Source organism: Paracoccus salsus, assembly GCF_021556615.1.
GTDB lineage: Bacteria > Pseudomonadota > Alphaproteobacteria > Rhodobacterales > Rhodobacteraceae > Paracoccus > Paracoccus salsus.
Genome location: NZ_JAKGGD010000003.1, coordinates 188,495 through 211,803, shown reverse-complemented (window position 1 = coordinate 211,803; position 23,309 = coordinate 188,495). Strand labels below are relative to the sequence as shown.

Annotated in this window: 22 protein-coding genes, 1 tRNA gene and 1 other RNA gene; 19 read left to right on the top strand and 5 right to left on the bottom strand. The window is 65.9% G+C overall.

Annotated features, from left to right (window positions below; genetic code table 11):
- Position 1: 1 nt before the first annotated feature.
- From L1965_RS07570 to L1965_RS07550, 5 genes are read left to right on the top strand one after another with little or no spacing between them, the layout of a single operon-like run.
- Positions 2-1,366, top strand: coding sequence for a cbb3-type cytochrome c oxidase subunit I (locus tag L1965_RS07570; protein ID WP_235755819.1), 1,365 nt, complete (start codon positions 2-4; stop codon positions 1,364-1,366).
- A gap of 5 nt (positions 1,367-1,371) precedes the next feature.
- Positions 1,372-2,184 carry a CbbQ/NirQ/NorQ/GpvN family protein gene (locus L1965_RS07565; RefSeq protein ID WP_439332064.1) on the top strand — a complete coding sequence of 271 codons (813 nt, stop codon included), beginning with the start codon at positions 1,372-1,374 and terminating at the stop codon, positions 2,182-2,184.
- Between the two features lie 9 nt (positions 2,185-2,193).
- Positions 2,194-4,131, top strand: coding sequence for a nitric oxide reductase activation protein NorD (locus tag L1965_RS07560; protein ID WP_235755817.1), 1,938 nt, complete (start codon positions 2,194-2,196; stop codon positions 4,129-4,131).
- The gene (locus tag L1965_RS07555; protein ID WP_235755816.1) at positions 4,128-4,676 is read left to right on the top strand and encodes a cytochrome c oxidase subunit 3; all 549 of its coding nucleotides are present in this window, start codon (positions 4,128-4,130) and stop codon (positions 4,674-4,676) included. The genes L1965_RS07560 and L1965_RS07555 overlap by 4 nt, the downstream gene beginning before the upstream one ends.
- Positions 4,677-4,681: 5 nt before the next feature.
- The gene (locus L1965_RS07550) at positions 4,682-4,951 is read left to right on the top strand and encodes a nitric oxide reductase F protein (RefSeq protein ID WP_235755815.1); all 270 of its coding nucleotides are present in this window, start codon (positions 4,682-4,684) and stop codon (positions 4,949-4,951) included.
- Between the two features lie 169 nt (positions 4,952-5,120).
- Here the strand turns inward: L1965_RS07550 and L1965_RS07545 are convergent, their stop codons facing one another.
- Both L1965_RS07545 and L1965_RS07540 read right to left on the bottom strand, forming a co-directional pair.
- The gene (locus L1965_RS07545) at positions 5,121-5,828 is read right to left on the bottom strand and encodes a Crp/Fnr family transcriptional regulator (RefSeq protein ID WP_235755814.1); all 708 of its coding nucleotides are present in this window, start codon (positions 5,826-5,828) and stop codon (positions 5,121-5,123) included.
- A gap of 258 nt (positions 5,829-6,086) precedes the next feature.
- A tRNA-Glu gene (locus tag L1965_RS07540) sits at positions 6,087-6,161 on the bottom strand.
- 486 nt (positions 6,162-6,647) lie between these two features.
- On the opposite strand from L1965_RS07540, the gene gatC reads away from it, so the two are divergent.
- From gatC to L1965_RS07490, 10 genes are all read left to right on the top strand, one after another.
- Positions 6,648-6,935: an Asp-tRNA(Asn)/Glu-tRNA(Gln) amidotransferase subunit GatC gene (gene gatC, locus L1965_RS07535; RefSeq protein WP_235755813.1), complete on the top strand. Its 288-nt coding sequence runs from the start codon at positions 6,648-6,650 to the stop codon at positions 6,933-6,935.
- Entirely contained in the window at positions 6,932-8,416 is a 1,485-nt protein-coding gene (gatA, locus tag L1965_RS07530; RefSeq protein ID WP_235755812.1) for an Asp-tRNA(Asn)/Glu-tRNA(Gln) amidotransferase subunit GatA, read from the top strand. The genes gatC and gatA overlap by 4 nt, the downstream gene beginning before the upstream one ends.
- Before the next feature lie 34 nt (positions 8,417-8,450).
- Complete coding sequence (locus tag L1965_RS07525) at positions 8,451-9,047, top strand: hypothetical protein (RefSeq protein WP_235755811.1); 597 nt, start codon at positions 8,451-8,453, stop codon at positions 9,045-9,047.
- Positions 9,044-9,706: an N-acetylmuramoyl-L-alanine amidase gene (locus L1965_RS07520; RefSeq protein ID WP_277882947.1), complete on the top strand. Its 663-nt coding sequence runs from the start codon at positions 9,044-9,046 to the stop codon at positions 9,704-9,706. The genes L1965_RS07525 and L1965_RS07520 overlap by 4 nt, the downstream gene beginning before the upstream one ends.
- Before the next feature lie 80 nt (positions 9,707-9,786).
- Positions 9,787-10,165: RNase P RNA component class A (rnpB, locus tag L1965_RS07515), an RNA gene on the top strand.
- A gap of 151 nt (positions 10,166-10,316) precedes the next feature.
- The gene (gene rpmG, locus L1965_RS07510) at positions 10,317-10,484 is read left to right on the top strand and encodes a 50S ribosomal protein L33 (protein WP_072297912.1); all 168 of its coding nucleotides are present in this window, start codon (positions 10,317-10,319) and stop codon (positions 10,482-10,484) included.
- A 123-nt stretch (positions 10,485-10,607) separates the two neighbouring features.
- Positions 10,608-11,066, top strand: a complete 459-nt coding sequence (locus L1965_RS07505) for a (2Fe-2S)-binding protein (RefSeq protein WP_235755810.1) — start codon at positions 10,608-10,610, stop codon at positions 11,064-11,066.
- Complete coding sequence (locus L1965_RS07500) at positions 11,066-13,327, top strand: xanthine dehydrogenase family protein molybdopterin-binding subunit (RefSeq protein ID WP_235755809.1); 2,262 nt, start codon at positions 11,066-11,068, stop codon at positions 13,325-13,327. Before L1965_RS07505 ends, L1965_RS07500 begins: the two co-directional genes overlap by 1 nt.
- Positions 13,328-13,577: 250 nt before the next feature.
- Positions 13,578-14,402, top strand: a complete 825-nt coding sequence (locus tag L1965_RS07495) for an XdhC family protein (RefSeq protein ID WP_235755808.1) — start codon at positions 13,578-13,580, stop codon at positions 14,400-14,402.
- On the top strand, positions 14,399-14,980 hold the full coding sequence (locus tag L1965_RS07490; protein WP_235755807.1) for a nucleotidyltransferase family protein: 582 nt from the start codon (positions 14,399-14,401) through the stop codon (positions 14,978-14,980). Before L1965_RS07495 ends, L1965_RS07490 begins: the two co-directional genes overlap by 4 nt.
- Before the next feature lie 63 nt (positions 14,981-15,043).
- Here the strand turns inward: L1965_RS07490 and L1965_RS07485 are convergent, their stop codons facing one another.
- The 3 genes from L1965_RS07485 to L1965_RS07475 form a co-directional block, all read right to left on the bottom strand.
- Complete coding sequence (locus L1965_RS07485; RefSeq protein WP_235755806.1) at positions 15,044-16,414, bottom strand: aspartate aminotransferase family protein; 1,371 nt, start codon at positions 16,412-16,414, stop codon at positions 15,044-15,046.
- Positions 16,415-16,425: 11 nt separating this feature from the next.
- Positions 16,426-17,886, bottom strand: coding sequence for an NAD-dependent succinate-semialdehyde dehydrogenase (locus L1965_RS07480; RefSeq protein WP_235755805.1), 1,461 nt, complete (start codon positions 17,884-17,886; stop codon positions 16,426-16,428).
- A gap of 141 nt (positions 17,887-18,027) precedes the next feature.
- Positions 18,028-18,507, bottom strand: a complete 480-nt coding sequence (locus L1965_RS07475) for an Lrp/AsnC family transcriptional regulator (protein WP_235755804.1) — start codon at positions 18,505-18,507, stop codon at positions 18,028-18,030.
- A gap of 45 nt (positions 18,508-18,552) precedes the next feature.
- On the opposite strand from L1965_RS07475, the gene ehuR reads away from it, so the two are divergent.
- The 4 genes from ehuR (at position 18,553) to L1965_RS07455 (ending at position 23,303) form a co-directional block, all read left to right on the top strand.
- Positions 18,553-19,947: a MocR-like ectoine utilization transcription factor EhuR gene (gene ehuR / locus L1965_RS07470; protein ID WP_235755803.1), complete on the top strand. Its 1,395-nt coding sequence runs from the start codon at positions 18,553-18,555 to the stop codon at positions 19,945-19,947.
- Between the two features lie 194 nt (positions 19,948-20,141).
- Positions 20,142-21,218 (top strand): TRAP transporter substrate-binding protein, encoded by a 1,077-nt coding sequence (locus tag L1965_RS07465; protein ID WP_235755802.1) that lies wholly within the window; start codon positions 20,142-20,144, stop codon positions 21,216-21,218.
- A gap of 141 nt (positions 21,219-21,359) precedes the next feature.
- Complete coding sequence (locus L1965_RS07460; RefSeq protein ID WP_235755801.1) at positions 21,360-22,010, top strand: TRAP transporter small permease; 651 nt, start codon at positions 21,360-21,362, stop codon at positions 22,008-22,010.
- Positions 22,011-22,016: 6 nt separating this feature from the next.
- Positions 22,017-23,303, top strand: coding sequence for a TRAP transporter large permease (locus tag L1965_RS07455; RefSeq protein ID WP_235756128.1), 1,287 nt, complete (start codon positions 22,017-22,019; stop codon positions 23,301-23,303).
- The last annotated feature ends 6 nt before the right edge of the window (positions 23,304-23,309 follow it).

Genomic DNA, 23,309 nt, shown 5'->3' with positions numbered 1-23,309 from the left:
GATGAAATACAAAACGCAAAAAATCGCGATGGCCTATTTTGCCGTCGCGCTGGGTCTTTTCGTGATCCAGATCATTGGCGGGCTGCTGGTGGGCTTCGTCTATGTCGCCCCCAATTTCCTCAGCGATCTCGTGCCGTTCAACATCCTGCGGATGCTACATACCAATTCGCTGATCGTCTGGCTGCTGCTGGGCTTTTTCGGGGCCGCCTATTTCCTCATTCCCGAGGAAGCCGAGCGCGAGATCCACTCGCCGAAACTCGCCTATCTGCAACTGGCGATCCTCGTTCTCGGCACGCTGGGCGTGGTGGTGACCTATCTGTTCAACCTGTTCGAGGGGCACTGGCTTCTGGGCAAGGAGGGCCGCGAATTCCTGGAACAGCCGAAATGGGTCAAGGCCGGTATCGTCGTGGCGGCACTGATCTTTCTCTACAACGTCTCGATGACCGTTCTGCAGGGCCGCAAGACCGCGATCACCAACATCCTGCTTCTGGGATTGTGGCTGCTCGCGCTGCTGTTCCTGTTTGCCTTCTACAACCCCGCGAACCTCGCGCTCGACAAGATGTACTGGTGGTATGTGGTCCATCTCTGGGTGGAGGGCACCTGGGAACTGGTGATGGCGTCGATCCTGGCCTACCTGATGCTCAAGCTGACCGGCGTTGACCGCGAGGTGGTGGAGAAATGGCTCTATGTGATCGTCGCCGCAGCCCTCTTCTCGGGCATCCTCGGCACCGGGCACCATTATTACTGGATCGGCACGCCGGGCTACTGGCAGTGGATCGGCTCGATCTTCTCCAGTCTCGAGGTGATCCCGTTCTTCGCGATGATGGCCTTTGCCTTCGTCATGGTCTGGAAGGGGCGGCGCGACCACCCGAACAAGGCCGCGCTGCTGTGGTCCCTGGGCTGCGCGACGCTGGCCTTCTTCGGCGCCGGTGTATGGGGCTTTCTGCATACGCTGCACGGGGTCAACTACTATACCCACGGCACGCAGATCACCGCCGCTCACGGGCACCTCGCGTTCTACGGTGCCTATGTCTGCCTCAATATCGCGATCTTCACCTATGCGCTGCCCATTCTGCGCAACCGCGACCCCTATAACCAGGTGCTCAACATGGCGGCGTTCTGGCTGATGTCGGGCGGCATGGTCTTCATGACCTTCACGCTGACCTTCGCCGGCACGATCCAGACCCATCTGCAGCGGGTGATGGGCGAGTATTACATGGACGTGCAGGACCAGATCGCGATCTTCTACTGGATGCGCTTCGGCTCGGGCGTGGTGGTGTTCATCGGCGTGCTGGTGCTGATCTATGCGCTCGCCGTGCCGCGCCGCGAGATCATCTCGGACCGACCCACGGTCGCGGCGGAGTGAGTGACATGGACGGAAACATGACCCTGCAAACGAAGGGGGCGTCTGGCGCCCCCTTCTACCTCGCTCAGGGCGACGAATGCGCGCTCTTCCTGGCCGCCAGCGAAAACGACCTGCCGGTGCTGTTGAAAGGACCGACAGGCTGCGGCAAGACCCGGTTCGTCACACACATGGCCGCAAAGCTTGGACGCCCGCTGTATACCGTGGCCTGCCATGACGACCTTTCGGCGGCGGACCTGATCGGGCGATACCTTCTGAAGGGCGGCGAAACCGTCTGGGTCGACGGGCCTTTGACCCGCGCGGTGCGTGAGGGCGCGATCTGCTATCTCGACGAGGTGGTGGAGGCGCGCAAGGACGTCACCGTGGTGCTGCACCCGCTGACCGATGACCGCCGCATCCTGCCCATCGACCGCACGGGCGAAGTGCTTGAGGCGGCCCCCGGCTTCATGCTCGTGGCCTCCTATAACCCGGGCTATCAGAACATCCTCAAGACGCTGAAACCCTCCACAAGGCAGCGCTTCGTCGCGATGGAGTTCGACTTTCCGCCCCCCGATCTGGAGACCCGGATCGTGGTGCAGGAATCCGGCGTGTCGCAGGACCGCGCCAAGGCCCTTGTCCGTCTTGCCGGAAAACTGCGTTCGCTCAAGGGCCAGGATCTGGAGGAGGGCGTCTCGACCCGCCTCGTCATATACGCGGCGACCCTCATCGCCACGGGAATGCCCATCGAGCGGGCGATCGAGGCCGCGATGATTCAGCCCTTGACCGATGATGCGGATATCAAACGCGGGCTCCTCGATCTTGTGACGGCCGTCTTTGGGTGAGGCATGGCCATGACCGGGATCGAAATCGAGCCATGGGAACCCGAAGAAACCATCGGGAAACTGTGGCACGCATTTGCCAGTCGCCTCGATGCGCCTCAGGTGCATCACGGAGCCGCGGTTGACCTTTCAGAGGTCAGCGGGCGGCTGGCAGTCTTTTTTCGCGGGCTCGGCGGCGCCCATTCGGTCGAGATCAGGCCGGTCTCGCCGGAGGTGTCGCGCCACCGCCTGCGCTTCTTGCGCCGTCTGGGCACCGAGGCAGAGTTGACCCCGCGCGCCAGTTTCGACGGCGAGGTATTGCGCCTGCCCGAAACCCTGGCGCTTTTTCCCGCGCGTGAGGCAAACGGGGCGCTCTACCTCTGGCTCGCGGCGGCGGCGGCCCATGCCACGGCGCATATCGCCGAAGCCGACCAGCTGCGCGCCGATCTGCTGTCTTTGCGCGCCGCACAGCGCATGACCCGCGCCGCGCTGGCCGCCGCACCGGGGCTGCGCGACCTCTACAAGAGCCTCTGCGCGGCCACGCTGCAGTACAGGCCCTCCAATTCCCTGCCACGCTCTGAGGCGGACACCGAGGCGCTGATCCGTCACCTGTTGGGTGATCCGGCGCCGCTATCCGACCGCGCCCACGCCATGAGGATCGCGCTTGAGTCCGGCAATCTGACCACCATCACAGCCCCGCGCGGCTATCGCCCCTACCGGCCCGTCGCCCTCTGGCCGGACCTGCGCGAACTGGAACTCTCGGCGCGTGACGAGGTCGAAAGCCGCGACACTGACGGCCCGCCCGAAGAGGGCAGCGACAAGACCCACCGCGCTCGCCGCCGCAAGGCCGATCAGGCCGAGCGCGGCGATAGCCTCATCCTGCACAAATTCGAGGCGATCCTGAGCTGGGCCGAGTTTCTCAACCTCAATCGCCGGGTCGACGACGACGATCCCGACAGCGCCAAGAAGGCCGCCGACGACCAGGATGAAATCGGGCTGGGGCAGATCTCCAAGGCACCCGCCACACGACTCAAGCTTCACCTCGACCTCGCCCCGGAGGACGTTGACCGCGAGCGACTTTCCGGCGTCACGCTCTACCCGGAATGGGATACGCGCAGCGGCGCCTACCTGCCCGATCACGTGCGCGTCCTCGACAGCCTGGCAGAGCCGCAGGATTGCGTTCCCGCCTTTCGTCAGGACCCGCGCGCGGCGCGCCGCATCACCCATGTCAAACGCCAGTTCGAGGCCCTGCGCCCCGGCCGCATTTCCATCCCGGGCCAGTTGGACGGGGACGAACTTGACATGGAAGCGGCGGTGCGTGCGCGGGTCGATATCATGGCAAACGGCGCTGGCTCCAACCGCATCTGGCGGCAGACCCGCCCCATTGCGCGGGACCTCGCAGTGTCGATCCTGCTGGATGTCAGCCGCTCGACCGAGAGCGCCGTGGGCGACCGCGCCGTGATCGACATCGAGCGCGAGGCTCTGGCGGCGCTGGCCTGGGGGCTCGATGCATGCGGCGACAGCTTCGCCATCCACGCCTTTTCCTCGCTCAAGCGCGACCGCGTCTATCTCCAGACCTGCAAGAGCTTTGCCGAGCCGATGACCGGCATGATCGAGCAACGCATCGCCGGCCTGCGCCCCGGCTTCTACACCCGCCTTGGCGCCGCCGTCCGCCACGCCTCCGCCGATCTGGCGCGGCAGGGCCGCAAGCGGCGCCTGCTTCTGGTCATCACCGATGGCAAGCCCAACGACCTGGATCACTACGAGGGCCGCCACGGCATCGAGGATACCGCGATGGCGGTGCGCGAGGCGCGCCGCGCCGGGCAGTCGGTCTTTGGGATCACCGTCGACAAACAGGCCAAGGCCTGGTTCGCGCGGATGTTCGGGCAGGGCGGCTTCCACGTCATCCCGCACCCCGAACGCCTGACCGAGGCGCTGCCGATGATCTATCGCGAGCTGGTCGGCGCATGAGCGACAGCTCCGTCTTCGACGAGTTGCCCGGCGACCTGATGATCTGGGTTCTGATCGTCAGCGAGCTGTTGGTTTTCGGCGCGGGACTGGCCGCCTTTCTGTCCGTGCGCATCACCGACCCGGCGGGCTTCGCCGCCGCGCAGGATGCGCTCTATCGCACCGGGGCGGGGCTCAACACGGTGGTGCTGATCACATCCGGGGCGCTGGCCGCCTGGGCCCTGCGCCTGCGCGAGGACGCGCAGCGTGGCCTGGCGCGTCTCGCACTGGTGGGCGCGGCCTTGCTGGGGCTGGTGTTTCTGATCGTGAAATCCATCGAATATGCGGGGAAGGCGGGCGAGGGCATCGCATGGGATACGCACCCGTTCTTTACCTTCTACTACCTGCTCACAGGCTTTCACGCCGCGCATGTGCTGGCGGGGGTGGTGCTGCTTCTGCTGGTTGCGTGGCAGGATACGCCCCGGAATATCGAGGCGGGGGCTGCCTTCTGGCACATGGTCGATCTGGTCTGGGTGCTGCTCTTTCCGGTGATTTACCTGCTGCGGTGATGGTCATGCCCCGCGATCCCCTCTTGCGCGCCTGGGTGGCGCTCATCGGCCTCAGCCTCGGCTCGACCACGCTGACACTCTGGCACTGGCCGCCGAAATTCGCCGCGCTGGCCGGGGCGCTCATCCTGACACTGGGATGGCTCAAGGCGCGGGTGATCCTGTCGCGCTATCTCGGCCTTGCCGCCGCCCCGTTCTGGCGGCGCGGATTCGAACTGGCGCTCGCGATGTTCTGTCTGCTGTTGCTCGGTCTCTACCTGCTCGCCTCGGCATTCTAGCGCGCTCAGGCGCGAACATGCGCGGTGAAGTCATCTGCCCGGTCGAACGCGATATGCACCCGCGCGCGCATCCGCTGCCCGCAAGACTGCGCGGCTGGCTGTCGCCCGATCCTGCCGGGATCATGCGTGTTCGCCGCATCAATCGCGGAACGAAAAGCTTCCACCTCTTTCACAATGCGTTGCTGAATGAATTCGCCGGGGCTGCCTCGGAATATACCTTTAGCGCCGCGATATCATTGATGGTAGCGTGATGGCGTGAAACATGGACCCCGACAGGCTTCAGCTTCGCAAATGCTCGCGACAGGCTTTCGGGTTTCATCCCAAGCCGACCCGCGATCAGCAGCTTGTCGTATGGCAATGTCACCACACAGCTCCCGGTTTCGCATGTACAAAGACGCAGCAGAAAATCCGCCACCCGCTGCGCACCGGTCTGCGATTTCATCTGCTCGACCTGGGCTACGAGGTCATGCAGGTGCTGGAACGTCGAGGCGACCACCGCGATTGCCAACTCCGGCTCGCGCTGCAGCATCGAGATGAAGCGCCGCGCTGAAATCTGCAAAAGAGTACAATCGGTTACCGCCTCTGCCGACACGGGGTAGGGCTTCAGTCGAAAGGCCACAGCTTCGCCGAAGCTGTGGCCTTTGGTGAAGACGTTGACGATCGTCTCGTTGCCGTTGGGCGAAATACGGTAAAGCTTGACCCAGCCCTCCAGCACCACATGGACCAGTGTAGCCTTTTCGTCTTGCAGGAAAACGGTTTCTCCCCGCGCAAACTCGCGCGTCGACGCATCGGTCAGCAATGCCTCTGCAGTTTCGTTTGGCAAGGGCGTCATCAGCAAGGATTTCCTTGCAATATCAAGTCCTTCATACTTGTTCATGAGGGTCGATCCGCCGATTTGAGTGAACGCTGCCGGACAAGTGTTAACCGATCGACCGCGGCCGGTCCATTGTCAGGGACGTGCAAGACGTGAAGGGGTCAGGGTCATGGCGGTTCGGTCAGGAAGGCGCTGCAGTCATTTGATACCAACATCGCGTGGATGCATAGGGACGCATCTGGACGCATGGATTTTGGAGAGATTGATTTTAAACAACTTTCTCCCCTCTGAAATGGCGTGGAACACATTTCTGGGGAGAATTGGCAGCCCGTAGGGGAATCGAACCCCTCTTTCCAGGTTGAAAACCTGGCGTCCTAACCGATAGACGAACGGGCCACGGCGCAGCCCGTCTGGCCGGCGGCGTGGGGCGGTGTTTAGGCAAAGCGTCTCATGGGCGCAAGGGAAATTTTTGGGCATCGGCGCAATTTTTTCGATGCGGGCGCGGCCCTGTTTTCAATGCCCCGGCCGCCCTTGCGCAGCAAGCCGGAGAGGCAGGTTGAGGGGCGTTCGCACGGTCCGCCAGCCGCACCCGGCCTGCATCGCGTTTCGCGCCTCGGCCCATCTCCTGCGTCAGGACGCAACCGACCGGGGACAGGTTGCCGGCAGCATCGCGGAAAACAGGGCATGATGGTTCAGCCGCTCGATCCCGCGCCGGATATGGGCTGCGATGAGCTGCCGACGGCGTGCCGGAGCCGCGACTGTCACGCCCGCGCCGGCGGCAGGAACGACAGCGCCGGCGGCGCGCGCACTCGTTGCGGGCGGCGGGCTTCTTGCAGCGTCGCGCGCGGGGTTGTAGACCGCGCGCGAATGAAAGGAAATGTCATGTCGATCACCGAGGACGAGGCCCGCAAGGTCGCCCATCTGGCGCGCATCGCGGTCGTTGACGCGCAGCTTCCCGCGCTTGCCCGCGAACTGAGCGGAATCCTGCATTTCATGGAGCAGTTGAACGAGGTCGATGTCGACGGCATCGAGCCGATGACCGGCGTGACGCCCATGCGACTGAAGCGGCGCGAGGATGTCGTGACCAGCGGCGGGATGCAGGACAAGATCCTCTCGAACGCGCCCGACGCGCGCGAAGGCTTCTTTGCGGTGCCGAAGGTGGTGGAATGAGCGAACTGAACAGACTGACCATTGCCGAGGCGCGCGACGCGCTGGCCAGCGGCGACCTGACTTCGGTGGACCTGACCGAGGCCTGTCTGTCGGCGATCGACGCGGCGGGCGCGCTGAACGCTTTCGTGCACCATACCCCCCAGATGGCGCGTCAGATGGCCGAGGCCGCCGATCGGCGGCTCAGGACCGGCGAGGCCGCACCGATGACCGGCATTCCGGTCGGCATCAAGGACGTCTTCTGCGTGAAGGGCGTACCGGCGCAGGCCGCCAGCAGGATCCTTGAAGGCTTCACGCCCGAATACGAATCGACCGTCACACGGAACCTCTGGGATGCTGGCGCCGTGATGCTGGGCAAGCTGAACCAGGATGAGTTCGCGATGGGCTCTACCAACGAGGCCAGCTGCTATGGCCGGGTGGTCAACCCGTGGAAGGGTGCGGACGGTCAGGAATTGACGCCGGGCGGGTCCTCGGGCGGATCGGCGGCGGCTGTGGCCGCCGATCTGTGTCTGGCGGCGACCGGCACCGATACCGGCGGCTCGATCCGTCAGCCTGCGGCCTTCACCGGCACGGTCGGCTTGCGGCCGACCTATGGCCGGGTCAGCCGCTGGGGGGTGATCGCCTATGCCAGCTCGCTGGATCAGGCGGGTCCGATGACCAAGACGGTGCGCGATGCGGCCATCATGCTGGGCGCGATGGCGTCCGTCGATCCGCAGGACTCGACCAGCGCCGATTTTCCCGTGCCGGATTACGAAGCGCTGCTGACCGGTGACATTCGCGGCAAGAAGATCGGGATTCCACGCGAATACCGCATCGAGGGGATGCCCGACGACATCGCATCGCTGTGGCAAATGGGCGCCGACATGCTGCGGGACGCCGGGGCCGAGATCGTGGATATCAGCCTGCCGCACACGAAATACGCGCTGCCCGCCTATTATGTGATCGCGCCGGCCGAGGCATCGTCGAATCTGGCCCGGTACGACGGGGTGCGCTATGGCCGTCGCGCGCGACTGGGACAGGGCGACGGCATCGTCGAGATGTACGAAAAGACCCGCGCCGAGGGCTTTGGCCCCGAGGTGCAGCGTCGCATCATGATCGGCACCTATGTGCTGTCTGCCGGCTTCTATGACGCCTATTACAATCGCGCCCGCAAGGTCCGCGCGCTGATCAAGCGCGATTTCGACAACGCCTATGCGGATGGCGTCGATGCGATCCTCGCCCCGACGACCCCTTCGGCGGCATTCCCGCTGGGGGCAATGGACAACGCCGATCCGGTTCAGATGTATCTGCAGGACGTGTTCACCGTCACGCTGAACCTTGCCGGCCTGCCGGGGATTTCGGTGCCGGTCGGGCAGGATCGGCAGGGACTGCCGCTGGGGCTGCAACTGATCGGCCGACCCTTCGAAGAGGGCGATCTGATGAACCAGGCGATGGTCCTGGAACGCGCGGCGGGATTTGTGGCCAAGCCTGAACGCTGGTGGTAGGCTGCCGCCAGATGGACAACGCGACGGGGGCAGGATGCGCGGCTGGTTGTTGATTTCGATGCTGGCGCTGGCTGGCTGCGGCGAACATCAGGGCTTGAACCCGAACTACCAGTTCGGTGGGACGCGCTATGGCGAATATCTGGTCGCGCGCGAAGCGGCGCTGACAACCGGCGGCGCGACCTCGCAAATCATCCCGATCGTGCTGCCCGCGCAGGCGCCCACCCCCGAACAGATCGCCGGCGCCAGCCCGGTGCCGGTGCCTGCGACGATGGGTGTGCGGCGCGTCCGGACGACCAGGACCCCGACCACCACCTCGCCCTCTTCAGGCAGCAGCGTTGCTGACGACACGCTGCCGAGGGCCGGGGTCGGGCCTTATCCGGGATCGACCCCGGTGCTGGTGCGCTATGCCTTCACCGTTGAGCACGCACCCGGCACGGCGGTTTACAGCCGCGCACGCGTTCCGGCCGGGCAGGTCAGCCGCATCTGCGCGGGGTATGCCAGTGCCGATGCCGCTCAGACGGCATTCCTGGCGGCTGGCGGCCCGCGCCGGGACCCGCGCGGCATGGATCCCGACGGCGATGGTTTCGTCTGTGGCTGGGACCCAGCGCCGTTCCGCCAGTCCCTGCCTTGAGCGGCAGCTACGCCAGCCCGAACCACGGCGACCGGCGCGGTCAGCGTCCCGAACTGATTGTCCTCCACTATACCGGCATGGAAGACGCCGCCTCGGCCCGGGCCCGGCTATGCGATCCGCAGGCCGAGGTCAGCGCCCACTGGCTGGTGGGCGAAGACGGCCGGACGGAGCCGCTGGTCCCCGAGGACCGACGGGCCTGGCATGCCGGCGCGGGCGCATGGCGGGGCCGCGATGACGTGAATTCCCGCAGCATCGGCATCGAGATCGTGAATCCTGGCGACCGGCCCTTCACCGCCGCGCAGATGGATGCGCTGGTCGCTCTGCTGGCCGGGATCATGGCCCGTTGGCGGATCGGAGCGGACGGGGTGATCGGCCATTCCGACATGGCGCCGGGCCGCAAGTTCGACCCGGGACCGCGCTTTGATTGGGAACGTCTTGCCCGGCAGGGTCTTGCGTCTTGGCCCGTCGCGGGTCCGGACCTGCCGCTGGCCGAAAGCCTCGACGCGATCGGCTATCCGCCGGCCGATCCCCAAGCCCGCCTGTCCGCCTTTCGCCTCAGATTCCGCCCTTGGGGCCGCGGTCCCGAAGAGGCCGAGGACCGCCGCCGTGCGGCGGCACTGGCCGCCACCGCCCGGCGTCCCGCCCGGCTTCCCGCCTGACCTCGCCGGCTCTGGCGAAATCAGTCCCGCGGCCGCGCCCCCATTGACCGCGCCGACCATCCCGGCCATATCGGCATTGCGCGGAGGGCCGGATGGCCGCGGCGGAGGAATTCGTCGAGGAAAGTCCGGACTCCATGAGGCGACGGTGCCGGGTAACGCCCGGCGGGGGCAACCCCAGGGAAAGCGCCACAGAGAACAGACCGCCCGTGTCCGCACGGGTAAGGGTGAAACGGTGGGGTAAGAGCCCACCGGGGGGCTGGCAACAGACCCCGCATGGCAAGCCCCACCGGGAGCAATGCCGAATAGGGACCGCGTGCGGGGAAACCCGCGGGGCCGCCTTGCCCCAGCAGGTCCGGGTAGGCAGCTGGACCCGGCCGGTAACGGCCGGGCAAGAGGAATGGTCATCCGTCCGGGCTTCGGCCCGGATGACAGAATCCGGCTTACAGGCCCTCCGCGCGCTATCTGCATGGCTGCCATGCGCATTGGAAAACGCCGCGATTTTACGCGATTCGCGGTTGACTCCATGTGGCTCGCGGATACAAGGCGGGCTCGAAACGAATTCCACGGGGCTTCGCAACGCGCGACTTTCCCCGAAGCAGGAGCGAAGACCATGGCGAAGCCGACGACCATCAAGATCCGGCTGAACTCGACGGCCGGGACCGGTCATTTCTACGTGACCAAGAAGAACGCCCGCACGATGACTGAAAAGATGACCGTCCGCAAATACGATCCGGTCCTGCGTCAGCATGTCGAATACAAGGAAGGCAAGATCAAGTAGGATCTGCCTGTCCTGACGGATACGAAGGCCGCGCCATCGGGCAGCGGCCTTTTCGTCGTATACGGGTCCGCCCGCCCGTCCATGCCGCTTGCGGCGGGCCGGCGGCTTGCATAGCTTGCGGTCATGCAACTGATCGTCAACGGCGCAAGCCACGATATCGATGCCGAGCCGGACATGCCGCTTCTGTGGGTGTTGCGCGACATTCTTGGCCTGACCGGAACGAAATACGGCTGCGGCATCGCGCTGTGCGGGGCTTGCACCGTGCAGATGGACGGCATGGCGGTGCGATCCTGCCAGCTGGCGTTGCAGGATGTCGAGGGCGAGATCACCACGATCGAGGGGCTGGGTACGCCTGACGCGCCCCATCCCGTGCAGGCTGCGTGGATCGATCATCAGGTCGCCCAATGCGGCTATTGCCAGTCCGGCCAGATCATGGCCGCGGCTGCGCTGCTGGCGCTGGACGGGGCACCCACGGATGATCATGTCGACAGCGTGATGTCGGCCCATTTGTGCCGCTGCGCCACCTATCCGCGCATTCGCGCCGCCATCCACGACGCCGCGCAACGTCTGGCGCCCGGCTGATGTCGCGGGCGGGGCGGATCGCGCGGCGCGGCTTTCTGATCGGGTCGGTCGCCATAGCGGGCGGCGTGGCCTTCGGGGCCTGGCACTATGCCCGTCCGCTGCCCGATCCCTTCGCCGAGGGTCTGGACGGTGGCCTGGACCGTCGTCTGGCCGAGGGCACGACCGCACTGAACCCCTATGTGCTGATTGATGGCGATGGCATCACCCTGGTGGCGCCGCGCGCCGACAAGGGACAGGGGACACGCTGGTTGCAGGCTGCCCTGATCGCAGAAGAGCTGGACATCGACCCGTCCCGTGCCCGGATCGTGCCGGGCCCGGTCAGCAAGGCCTATTACAACACCGCGCTGCTTCAGGAAAACCTTCCGCTTGATCCGACCGACAACGGCTGGCTGGCCGAGACGCTGCGCGCCGCCGCGGACATTCCGGCGCGATTGCTGGGTTTGCAGATCACCGGCGGATCGTCCTCGGCCCCGGATGGCTTCGACAAGCTGCGCCGGGCCGGAGCGGTGGCGCGCGAGACGCTGAAAGAGGCCGCTGCCCGCCGCGAAGGGCTTGCGCGCGCCGATCTCGACAGCGAGGACGGCGCCGTGATCCTGCCTGACGGGCGGCGCGTTCCCTACACCGATCTGGCTGCCGCCGCAGCGGGCATCGCGCCGGTGCAGGATGTCGTGCTGCGCGCGCCCTCGCAATGGCGGCTGCTGGGCAGGAAAACGCTGCGCGCCGACATCGTGCCCAAGTCCACCGGCACGCAGGTTTACGGCATCGATCTGACGCTTGAGGGCATGCTTTACGCCTCTGTCCGGGCCGCGCCGGCCGGAGGCGGTATCGCAAAGGTCGATGCCACGAACGCGCGCGCGATGCGCGGGGTCCATGCCGTCATCCCGATCAGCGGCGGCATGGCGGTCGTCGCTGACAACACCTGGCGCGCCATGCAGGCGCTGGATGCGCTGCGGATCGACTGGCGCCTGCCAGACGGACCCGGCGACCAGCAGACGGTCTGGGACAGCCTGACCGAGGCGCTGGACACAGGCCGCATCGACAGCCGGCCGCGCGACGAGGGCGATATCCGCGCGGTCCTGGCCCAGGGAGAGGTGATCGAGGCCGAGTATCGCGTACCGTTTCTGGCCCATGCGCCGCTGGAGCCGATGAACGCCACGGTGCGCGTGACCGAGGCGGGTTGCGATATCTGGGCGGGCACGCAGGTGCCGGATTTCGTCGTCTCTAAGGCCGCCGCCCTGACCGGGCTGTCCAGCGACAGCATCCGCGTGCACAACCAGATGATCGGCGGCAGCTTCGGACGGCGGCTTGAACTGGACTTCATCCTTCAGGCCGTCGAGATCGCGCAGGCTGTTCCCGGGCGGCCGGTCAAGATGATCTGGTCGCGCGAGGAGGATTTCGCGCAGGAACAGCCCCGCCCGGCGCAGATTGCGCGGGGCCGCGGCCGGGCCACCAGCGACGGCGTTCAGGCGATGGAACTGGCGATCGCATCGCCTTCGGTGACAGCCTCGTGGTTCGGACGCATCTGGATGGCGCCGCCGGGGCCCGACGCCACCATCACCGCCGGAGCGGGCGATCAGCCCCTTGCGATCCCGGCCTATCGTGTCACCGGCCACCGGGCGCGCGAGACGTTTCCGGTCAGCAGCTGGCGGTCGGTCGGGGCCTCTGGCAACGGCTTTTTCCACGGCGCGTTCCTGGACGAGCTGTTTGCGGCAGGCGGCATCGACCCGATGCAGGGGCTGATCCGGCTTTGCCGGCACGACGTTTCGCGTCGGGTGCTTGAGGAACTGCGCGATCTGTCCGGCTGGACTGGCCGGGAAATCGGCCCGGGCAAAGGGCGGGGCGTGGCGTTCTGTCTGTCCTTCGGCGTCCCTTGCGCGCAGGTGGTCGACGTGACCGACACCGACGACGGCATCCGGATCGACCGCGGCTTCGCGGTCGCCGATATCGGCACCGTTCTGGACCCGGTGAACGCCGAGGCGCAGCTGTCGGGTGGGATGTTGTTCGGCCTTGGCCATGCGATGAATTGCGAACTGACCTATCGCGATCACCGTCCCTTGCAGACGAATTATCACGCCTACGAGGCGATGCGCCTCTACCAGACACCCGAGATCAGGGTCCGGTTGCTGGAAAACGGTCCGCTGCGTGGCCTGGGCGAGCCCGGCGTGCCGCCCGCCGCCGCCGCGCTTTCGAACGCGATCTTCGCAGCCACCGGGCAACGCATCCGGGAACTGCCGCTGGCCGGGCGGGTTCGCTTCGCATGACCCATGCCGTTCCTCTTGCTGTCGCCTCGGGCTCGCCCGTCAGCGCCGATGTCAGGCCCGCGACCGTGACACCGCCTGCGCATGGCATGGCCAGCCGGCAGGACCGGCTTGCCGCAGGGCAACGGGTCTGCGAGGTGCTGTCGCATGGCAGGCATCGGTCGGCCGGGGACCGACAGCCGCCGCCGCACGATCAGCGACCCCGGATCGATGCGATGCTGGAATGGGGTGCGGCAGGTCAACGATGTCCGGAATGATGACCGATCCGTTCGCCGCCCTGGCGACGCGCCCGGACGGCGCGCTGGCGCTGCTGATCCGGGCCGAGGGAGGGTTCCCGCGGCGCCCCGGCGCGGTGATGGCGCTGTGGCCCGACGGCGCCCGCGTCGGCCGCCTTGGCGCGGGCTGCATCGATGCGGATATCGCGGCCCATCTGGAACACTCCGGCCCGGTCACGCGCCTGATCTATGGTGCCGGGGGGCCGGTCGATCTGCCCCTGCCGTGCGGCGGAACGGTCGAGATCGCGCTGATCCGTCATCCTGACGCCGATTGGCTGAAAGCCATCGCGCAGGCCAGGCGGGATCGCACCCGGCGCGGCTGGCGGGTTGATCTTGCAACCGGCCATGCACACGGCGACGACCGGCGCCGCGCCGGGTTGTCGGATGACGGGTTCGTGCTGGACCTGCCGCCTCCTTGCGCACTGCATGTCCACGGCGAGGGCGACGAGGCGACCGCGCTGGCCGCGATGGCGCGCGGGCTTGATCTGCCCTGTCATCTCGGGCCCGAGACGCCGCCGCCTGACGCGCAGACCGCAGTTGTCACGCTGTTTCACGACCATGACCGTGAACTGCCCGCGCTTCGGTCGGCGCTGCTGTCGCCGGCGTTCTATGTCGGTGCCCTGGGATCGCGCCGCGCGCAGCTGGCGCGGCTTGCTGCCCTGCGCGAGGCCGGACTGACCGAGGCGCAGATTGTGCGTCTTCACGGCCCGATCGGCGTGGTCGCGCCTGTCCGCGAGCCAAAGCTGCTGGCGGCCTCGGTGCTGACCGAGATCCTAGCCGCCTACCAGACCGAATTCGGATGATCCGCGCCGGGCTGCTGCTGGCCGCCGGGGCGTCGCGGCGCTTCGGCGTGGACGACAAGCTTCTGGCGATGCTGCGTGGCCGGCCGCTGATCGCGCATGCGGCGCAGGCGATGCGCTTGGCATCGCTGGACCGGCGCATTGCGGTGATCACCGATCCCCGGCTTGTGTCCCATCTGGACGATTTCCTGATCGTCCGGGTCCATCCCGGCACGCAGTCCGACAGCCTGCGTGCCGGCATCGAGGCCGCGGGAACGCCCGACCGGTTGCTGATCGCGCTGGCCGACATGCCTTTCGTCACCGCGATCCATCTGGACCATGTGCGTGCGGCCTGTCGCGACGACCGCCCGGCTGCAAGTTGCGCCGGCGAAACGGTCATGCCTCCGGCGTGTTTTCCCGCCTGCTGGCTGCCCCGGCTTGCCGCGCTGACCGGCGACCGCGGCGCCGGCGCCCTGATCCGCGCCCTTCCGGCAGAGGCGCTGGTTCCCGCAGACGGGCTGCTGGCCGATATCGACACCGTCGCCGACCTGCTGGACAGCGAAGGGGCGGCCCGTCCGGACCGCCCCCCGCGGATATGGTAGCTCGTCCGGGGGTCCGGGGGCCGCGCCCCCGGCCGCCGCGGGACGCAATCACACGCCTGCGGCCTAGCCCAGCACCTCGACGATCGCGTCCTTCGTCACCGAGATGATCTGGTCGGCCTCGTCGCGGGTCAGGCACAGCGGTGGCGCAAAGCCCAGGATGTCGCCTTGCGGCATGGCCCGCGCGATCACCCCGCGCTTCAGCATCGCGGCAACGACCTTGCCACCCTTGCCTTCCGACGCGTCGAAGAACTGCCGCTTGTCGCGGTCCGCGACCAGTTCGACCGCGCACAGCATGCCTTCGCCGCGCACTTCGCCGACATTGGCATGCTCGGCCAACTCGTCGCGCATGGCCTGCCAGAAGTAGTTCCCGGTCTCGCCTGCGTTCTCAACAAGTCCCAGGCTGTCGATCAGGTTGAGGTTGGCGATGCCCGCCGCCGCCCCGATCGGATGGGCCGAATAGGTCCAGCCATGGCCCAGAACGCCGTATTCGTCGGTGCCGCGGGTCAGGACGTCCCACATGCGCTGGCCGACAATGCTGGCGGACAGCGGCGCATAGGCCGAGGTCAGGCCCTTGGCGCTGGTGATCAGGTCCGGTTTCATGCCGTAGTGATCGCTGCCGAACATGCTGCCAAGACGGCCAAAGCCGGTCACGACCTCATCCGCGATCAGCAGGATGTCATGCTTGTCCAGAACCTTCTGGATCGCGGGCCAGTACCCTTCGGGGGGTGGCACGATGCCGCCGGTGCCCAGGACCGGTTCGCCGATGAAGGCCGCGATGGTGTCCGCGCCCTCGGCTGCGATCATGTCCTCCAGCCTGGCCACGCAATGCGCGACGAAATCGGCCTCGGACATGTTCAGGTCGGGGCGGCGATAGTAATACGGCGCCTCGGTGTGCAGCACCTGCGACAGCGGCAGGTCGAACTTCTTGTGGAACAGCTCCAGCCCGGTCAGCGACCCGGTCATCAGCCCCGATCCGTGATAGCCGCGCCAGCGCGAGATGATCTTCTTCTTCTCGGGCCGGCCCAGGATGTTGTTGTAATACCAGATCAGCTTGATGTTCGTCTCGTTCGCATCCGATCCGCCAAGCCCGAAATAGACCCGCGCCATGCCTTTCGGCGCGCGGTCCATGACCATCTTGGCCAGGGTGATGTTCGCCTCGGACCCGTGGCCCGCGTAAGAGTGGTAGAACGCCAGCTCATGCGCCTGCTTGGCGATCGCATCGGCGATTTCCGTGCGGCCATAACCCACGTTCACGCAATAGAGCCCGGCAAAGCCGTCCAGAAGGCGGTTTCCGTCGCGGTCGGTGATGAAGACGCCTTCACCGCCGGTCACGATCCGCTGCGGCGCCTCGCCGCGCGCGAATTGGCCCAGATGGGTCGAAGGGTGGAAAAAGCTCTCGCGGTCCCATTTCGCCAGTTCGTCATTCGTCAGCATCGTCATTCCTTTCAAGCCCAGTCGCGGCATACATACTTGATTTCGGTGAAGGCCTCGAGGCCCTGCCGGGCGCCCTCGCGGCCGATCCCCGACTGTTTCATGCCCCCGAAGGGGATGGGTGCGCCGGTGACCTTGGTGCGGTTGACCGCGACCATACCGTATTGCAACGCCCGCGTCAGGCGATAGATCCGGCGTGGATCCATGCTGTGGACATAGGCGACCAGCCCGTATTCGGTGGCGTTGGCGCGGGCGATGACCTCGTCCTCGTCGTCGAACACCGACAGCGCGGCGACCGGGCCGAAGGTTTCCTCGGACATGATCGCGGCCTCGTCGGGCACGTCGGCCAGAACCGTCGGCTTGAAGAAAAGCGGCCCCAGCGCCTCGTCCACGCCGCCGCCGGTCAGAAGCCGCGCGCCCTTGGTCAGCGCGTCCTGGACATGGGCGTTCTGCTTGTCGATCTGGCGGTCATGGATCAGCGGGCCGATATCGGGGTCGTCCATGCCGGTGCCCAGGCGCAGCTTTTCGACGGCGGCCGTGAACCGGGTGCAGAATTCCTCATAGACCGGGCGATGGATATAGAACCGGTTGGCGCCCAGGCAATCCTGACCCGAGGTCGCGAACTTGGCCTTGACGGCCTCGCTCACGGCGCGGTCGATATCTGCGCCATTGAAGACGATGAAGGGTGCGTGGCCGCCCAGTTCCATGACCAGGCGCTTTACCGTGTCGGCGCACTGGCGATAGAGGAGCCGCCCGATCTCGGTCGATCCGGTGAAGGACAGCGCGCGGACGCGGGCGTCGCGGGTCCACTCGCCGACGATCGTTGCGGCGTCGCCGATGACGGTGTTCACCACGCCTTCGGGAAAGCCCGACCGGCGCGCCAGTTCGGACAGCGCCAGCGCGGACAGCGGCGTCTCGGCAGAGGGGTGAATGACGACGGTGCAACCGGCACCCAGCGCGGCTGCGGCCTTGCGGGTGATCATCGCGCAGGGAAAGTTCCACGGCGTGATCAGCGCGGCGACGCCCACGGGTTCGCGCCACAACTCCATCTCGGCATCCGGCAGATGGCTGGTGACGCCCTCGATATTGGGGCGCAGCGCCTCTTCGGCGTAAAACGCGACGAAGCTGGCGGCGTAGTCGATTTCGCCGCGCGCCTCGCTGATCGGCTTGCCCTGTTCGGCCACCATGATGCGGGCCAGATCCTCCTTGGCGTCCAGGATCATCGCATGCCAGCGATGCAGGATCGCGGCGCGGTGCTGGGGCAGCATTCCCGCCCAGGCCCCGAATGCGCGGTCCGCGGCATCGACCGCGTCGCGGGCTCCGGTCGCGTCGCTGATCGCGACCTGCGCGACCAGTTCACCGGTTGCCGGATCGCGAACGGCCAGCCGACCCTCGCCGGCGAAATCGCCGCGCCCGGGCAGCAATCCGGAATCGGTGATCTTGTCCGTCAGTCGGGAAGAAATATCGTCAAGCATCGCGCACCTCCATGTCGATGAGGAAAATGCAGGAGACGTGGCAGAGGATTTCACCATAGGGACCGGGTAGGGGCAGGCGAATCCTCTGTTCTGGACCTGATCCGGACGGAATTCCTCTGGCGAGAACCTGCCGCGCCGCTGCTAGGGCCGCAAGAGGGCCATGGCGGGCGGCAGGTCCTTGACCGGCTTGGTCACGATATAGCTGAAATACCGGCGCACCCCGGCGCGGCTTTCCAGCAGGCCGTCCATCAGCGTCTGGAACGCCTCCACATCGGCCGACACGACCTGCATCAGATAGTCATAGCCGCCGCCGATCGCCCAGCACCCGGTGATGTCATCCATCCTTGCGACGGTGCGCTCGAACAGCTGGAAGCTTTCGGCACGGTGGCTTTCCAGCTCGACGGTGACAAAGACCTGCACATGCGGGCCAAGGCCGGTCAGATCGATCTCGGCGCGGTATCCGCGGATCAGCCCGGCCTTTTCCAGCCGCTTCATCCGTTCCCAGCATGGGGTGGGCGACAGGTTCACCCGCGCGGCCAGTTCGGTCTTCGAGATTCGACCCTCGCGCGACAGGGTCGCGAGAATGGCAATGTCACGATCGTCAAGGCGCAGCGGGTTCATGCCTTCGCTTCTTTCCGCCGTCTTGGAAAATGTCAATGTGGACAAATGCCTGTCGCCTGGCGGATCATGACCGCCATGACGCATTGGCCGCTGACCAGACAGGATATCGCGCGCCCCGCCTATCGCAGCGTCGCGCAGGGGATCGCCGCCGCCATCGATGCGGGCAGCCTGCGGCCGGGTGATCGGTTGCCGCCACATCGCGATCTGGCGTGGCGGCTGGGGGTCTCGGTGCAGACCGTAAGCCGCGCCTACGAGGAGCTGATCCGCGCCGATCTGATCTCGGGCGAGGTTGGTCGCGGCAGCTTCGTGAAGTCCGGCCCGCGCGAGCTGGTCGAACTGCCGTGGTTTCGTGCGGCCGCCGACCGACAGCCGATCGACCTGTCGATGATGACCCCCGTCCGGCTGCCGCAGATCGCCGAGGCCTGGCAGGCCGCCCTGGGGCGCATCGCCCAACGTCCCCCGGACGAGGCCATGTATTCATTTCGCCCGCGCCGGACGATGGCCCACTACGGTGGATTGGCCACGGCCTGGCTGGCGCGCTGCGGCATGGTGGTGCCCGCGCAGCGGATTCTGATCACCAATGGCTGCACGTCGGCACTGATGGTCGCCTTGATGAGCACGGCACAGCCGGGCGACGAGATCGCGACCGAAAGCTATACCTGCCACACGCTGAAGCCGGCCATTCGTCACCTGCATCTGCGGATGCGCGGGATCGCCTGCGACGCCCGGGGGATGCTGCCCGAGGCGCTGGCCGCCGCCGCGCGGGCGTCGGGCGGCAAGTTGCGCGCGGTCTTCCTGCTGCCTTCGGGGGGCGGGCCGCAGGCGCGAATCGTCGACCGCGAGCGGCGCGAGGAACTGGCTGCGGCCGCCGCCGAATCCGGGCTGATCGTCATCGAAAGCGATGTTCTGGGGGCGCTTGCGCCGCGGCGCCCTCCGCCGGTCGCAAGCTTCGCGCCGGAACGCAGCTTCTATCTGACCGGCCTGACGAAATGCCTGTCTCCGGGACTGCGGCTGGGTTTTCTGGTCATGCCAGACTCCCTGGCAGAGCGTGCGCTGAATCGTCATCTTTCGGTTGCATGGATGGCCACGCCGATGATCGCCGAAATCGCCGCCGAGATGATTGACAGCGGCCTGGCTGATGGCCTGCTGGCCGCGCAGCGGGCCGAGCTTGCGACCCGGAACCGGCTGGCGCAACGCGTGCTGGGCGACCGCAGCACCGGGTTTGCGCATGGCCTGCATCGGTGGCTGCCCTTGCCGCAGGGCGCGGACGAGGCCGCGCTGCTGGGTGCCGCACTGGATCGGGGGATCGCCCTGGCGCCCGGATCGGGATTTTCGGTCACCGACCGGGGGCCCGCCCTGCGGTTGTGCCTTGGCGGCGTTCCGCTGCGCGAACTGGAGGAGGCAATGACCGTCGTCGAGACGATTCTGCCGCGCGTCTGAAACTTGTTTTCGGCAGCCTGAAAGCCGCGGGTTTGACACTCGGAGTCAGAATTGTCATGATTTAATATATAAATTGACTTGCAATGCGGTTGGTCCGATCTGTCGGATCAGCCAGATCGGGTAGAACGACCCGAATCCTGCAACCCCGAGGCCAAGGACGCGAGGCGTCACGAGGCCCATTCACAGGAGGTAACATGACCTACAAAACGCTCACCGCTGCCAGCCTTGCGGCCCTCATCCTGGGCACGGGTGGCGCGCTGGCTGAAACCTGGCGCTACGCCTTCGAAGAGGCGATGGAAGAGGTGCAGGGCAAATTTGCCCAGAAATTCAAGGAAGAAGTCGAGGCGAACTCGGAGCATGAGGTACAGCTGTTCCCGTTCGGAACACTGGGTGAATCGGCCGACATCATGGAGCAGGCACAGTCCGGCATCCTGCAGTTCGTCGACCAGTCGCCCGGCTTCACCGGCGCGCTGATCCCCGAGGCGCAAGTCTTCTTCGTGCCCTATCTGCTGCCCGCCGATCAGGACACGCTGGTCGATTTCTTCCGCAACTCGAAGGCCATCAACGAGCTGTTCCCGCCGCTTTACGCCGAGCAGGGACTTGAGTTGCTGACCATGTTCCCCGAGGGCGAGGTCATGATGACCACGACCAACGAGGTCACGTCGCCCGCGGATCTGAACGAGGTGAAGTTCCGGGTGATGACCAACCCGCTGCTTGTCAGCAGCTATCAGGCATTCGGCGCAACGCCGACGCCGCTGCCCTGGGGCGAGGTTTATGGCGCGCTGCAGACCGGCATCATCCAGGGTCAGGAGAACCCCGCCTTCTTCATCGAGTCGACGAAGATGTACGAGGTGACCGACTACATCACCCGCGCCGGCCACAACAACTTCACCACAGCCGTCATGGCCAACAAGGATTTCTATGACGGGCTGTCGGATGAGGACAAGCAGGTCGTGAACGAAGCGATCTCGGTGGCCTTCGACTATATCGTCGACTACCAGACCGGCCTGACCGAGGAATCGCTTGAGAAGATCAAGGAAGCGAAGCCTTCGATCACGATCACGACGCTGACCGATGAGCAGCGCCAGCCCTTCATGGAGACCGCCGACGCCGTCGAGCAGGAATTCCTGAAGATTGGCGGGCCGAAGGCGCAGGAAATCCTTGACCAGATGAAGGCCGATCTGGCCGCGGCCGCTGCGGGCAGCAGCGAGTCCGATGCGGAAGACGGCTCTGCGGACGAGGCTGCCGAGGGCGACGAAGACCAGGGCTAGGACAGCGGCTGACCCGGTCGGGTCGGTCCAGCCCCGCGATGCGCCCGTCGCCGGGCGCATCGCATGCCTTCTCGGCCGGCCGCGCGGCAGCGGCCGGTTGCACGACAGCCGATCCCCTCGACAACATAACGGACAGCGGCCATGAAGCTTGACGACAAGCATGCCCCCGATCCCGATCCCGATGTCATCGCCGCAGCCGAGATCGCGGTGCCTGACGACGACATCGACGATTCCAGATATGTCTCGGGACTGCCGGGCGTGCTTGGTGTCGCGGATGTGGCCATCGCCCGGATCGAGGCGGTCCTGCTGGCGATCGGCGTCCTGCTGATGGCGCTGAACACGATGGCCAATGTGGTCGGGCGGTTCGTGCTGGGAAAGAGCATCTATTTCTCGGAAGAGCTCAATCGGGCGCTGATCATCCTCATCACCTTCGCCGGCATTTCCTACGCGGCGCGGCATGGCCGTCATATCCGCATGTCGGCGTTCTTCGACGCCATGCCGTTCCGGATGCGCAAGGCGATGATGATCATCATCGCCACCGTGACCTCGGCCGCGATGTTCCTGCTGACGTGGTATTCGGTCGATTACCTGGTGGTCCAGATGTCGCGAGGCCGGTTGCTGCCGGCGCTGCAGATCCCGCAATGGTGGATCATCCTGTGGGTGCCACTGGGGTTCTTCATGACCGGGCTGCAATACGGGCTGACCGCCATCAAGAACATCATCGACAAGGACATCTGGCTGTCGACAAGCACGCTGGAAGGCTATGACGACAGCGCGGAAGAGGAGGTCTGAGCCATGATGACCTGGGCCATATTCGGCACGATGATCGTTCTGCTTCTGCTGGGCTTTCCGATGATGATCCCGCTGATCGCCGGGTCGCTGATCGGGTTCGTGGCGCTGTTCGGCGGCTTTGGACAGCTTGACACGATGATCCAGCAGATCCTGGGCGGGATACGTCCGGCCAGCCTGATCGCGGTGCCGATGTTCATCTTCGCCGCCGACATCATGACGCGCGGACAATCCGCATCGCGGCTGATCGACCTGGTGATGGCGTTCGTGGGTCACGTCAAGGGCGGGCTGGCCATTTCGACCGCCGGAGCCTGCACGATGTTCGGCGCGGTGTCGGGATCCACCCAGGCCACAGTGGTCGCGGTCGGGGGACCGTTGCGGCCGCGCATGCTGAAGGCGGGCTACAAGGACAGCTTCATCCTGGCGCTGATCGTCAACTCGTCCGACATCGCGTTCCTGATCCCGCCCTCGATCGGCATGATCATCTATGGCGTCGTGTCGGGCACGTCGATTTCCGAACTGTTCATCGCGGGTATCGGGCCGGGGTTGCTGATCCTGCTGCTGTTCTCGATCTACAGCTATATCTATGCCGTGCGGCACAACGTGCCGACGCTGGAGAAATCGACATGGCCCGAACGGGGTAAGGCGGTCCTGCGGGCGCTTTGGCCGCTGGGTTTTCCGGCCATCATCATCGGCGGCATCTATGGCGGCATCTTCTCGCCCACCGAGGCGGCGGCCGCCTGCGTGCTTTATGCGCTGTTCCTGGAAATGATCGTGTTCCGCGAGATGGGGCTGAAGCAGCTGTATTCGACCGCCAAGTCGACCGGCCTGATTACCGCGGTCGTGTTCATACTGGTCGGGGCCGGCGCGGCGTTCAGCTATGTCATCAGCTTCGCGCAGATCCCCCAGCACATCCTTGGCAGCATCGGCATCGACGAGATGGGCCAGTATGGCGTGCTGTTCACCATATCGATCGCGTTCTTCGTCGGCTGCATGTTCGTCGATCCGATCGTGGTGATCCTGATCTTCGTGCCGATCTTCGCCCCTGTCGTGAATTCGGTCGGGCTGGACCCGGTGCTGGTCGGCACGATCATCACACTGCAAGTCGCGATCGGCAGTGCCACGCCACCGTTCGGCTGCGATATCTTCACAGCCATCGCGGTCTTCAAGCGGCCCTATGTCGAGGTGGTCAGGGGAACGCCGCCCTTCATCTTCATGCTGCTGACGGTTGCGGTGCTGCTGATCTTCTTCCCGCAGATCGCGCTGTTCCTGCGCGACCTGGCGTTCAACAAGTAAGAGGCC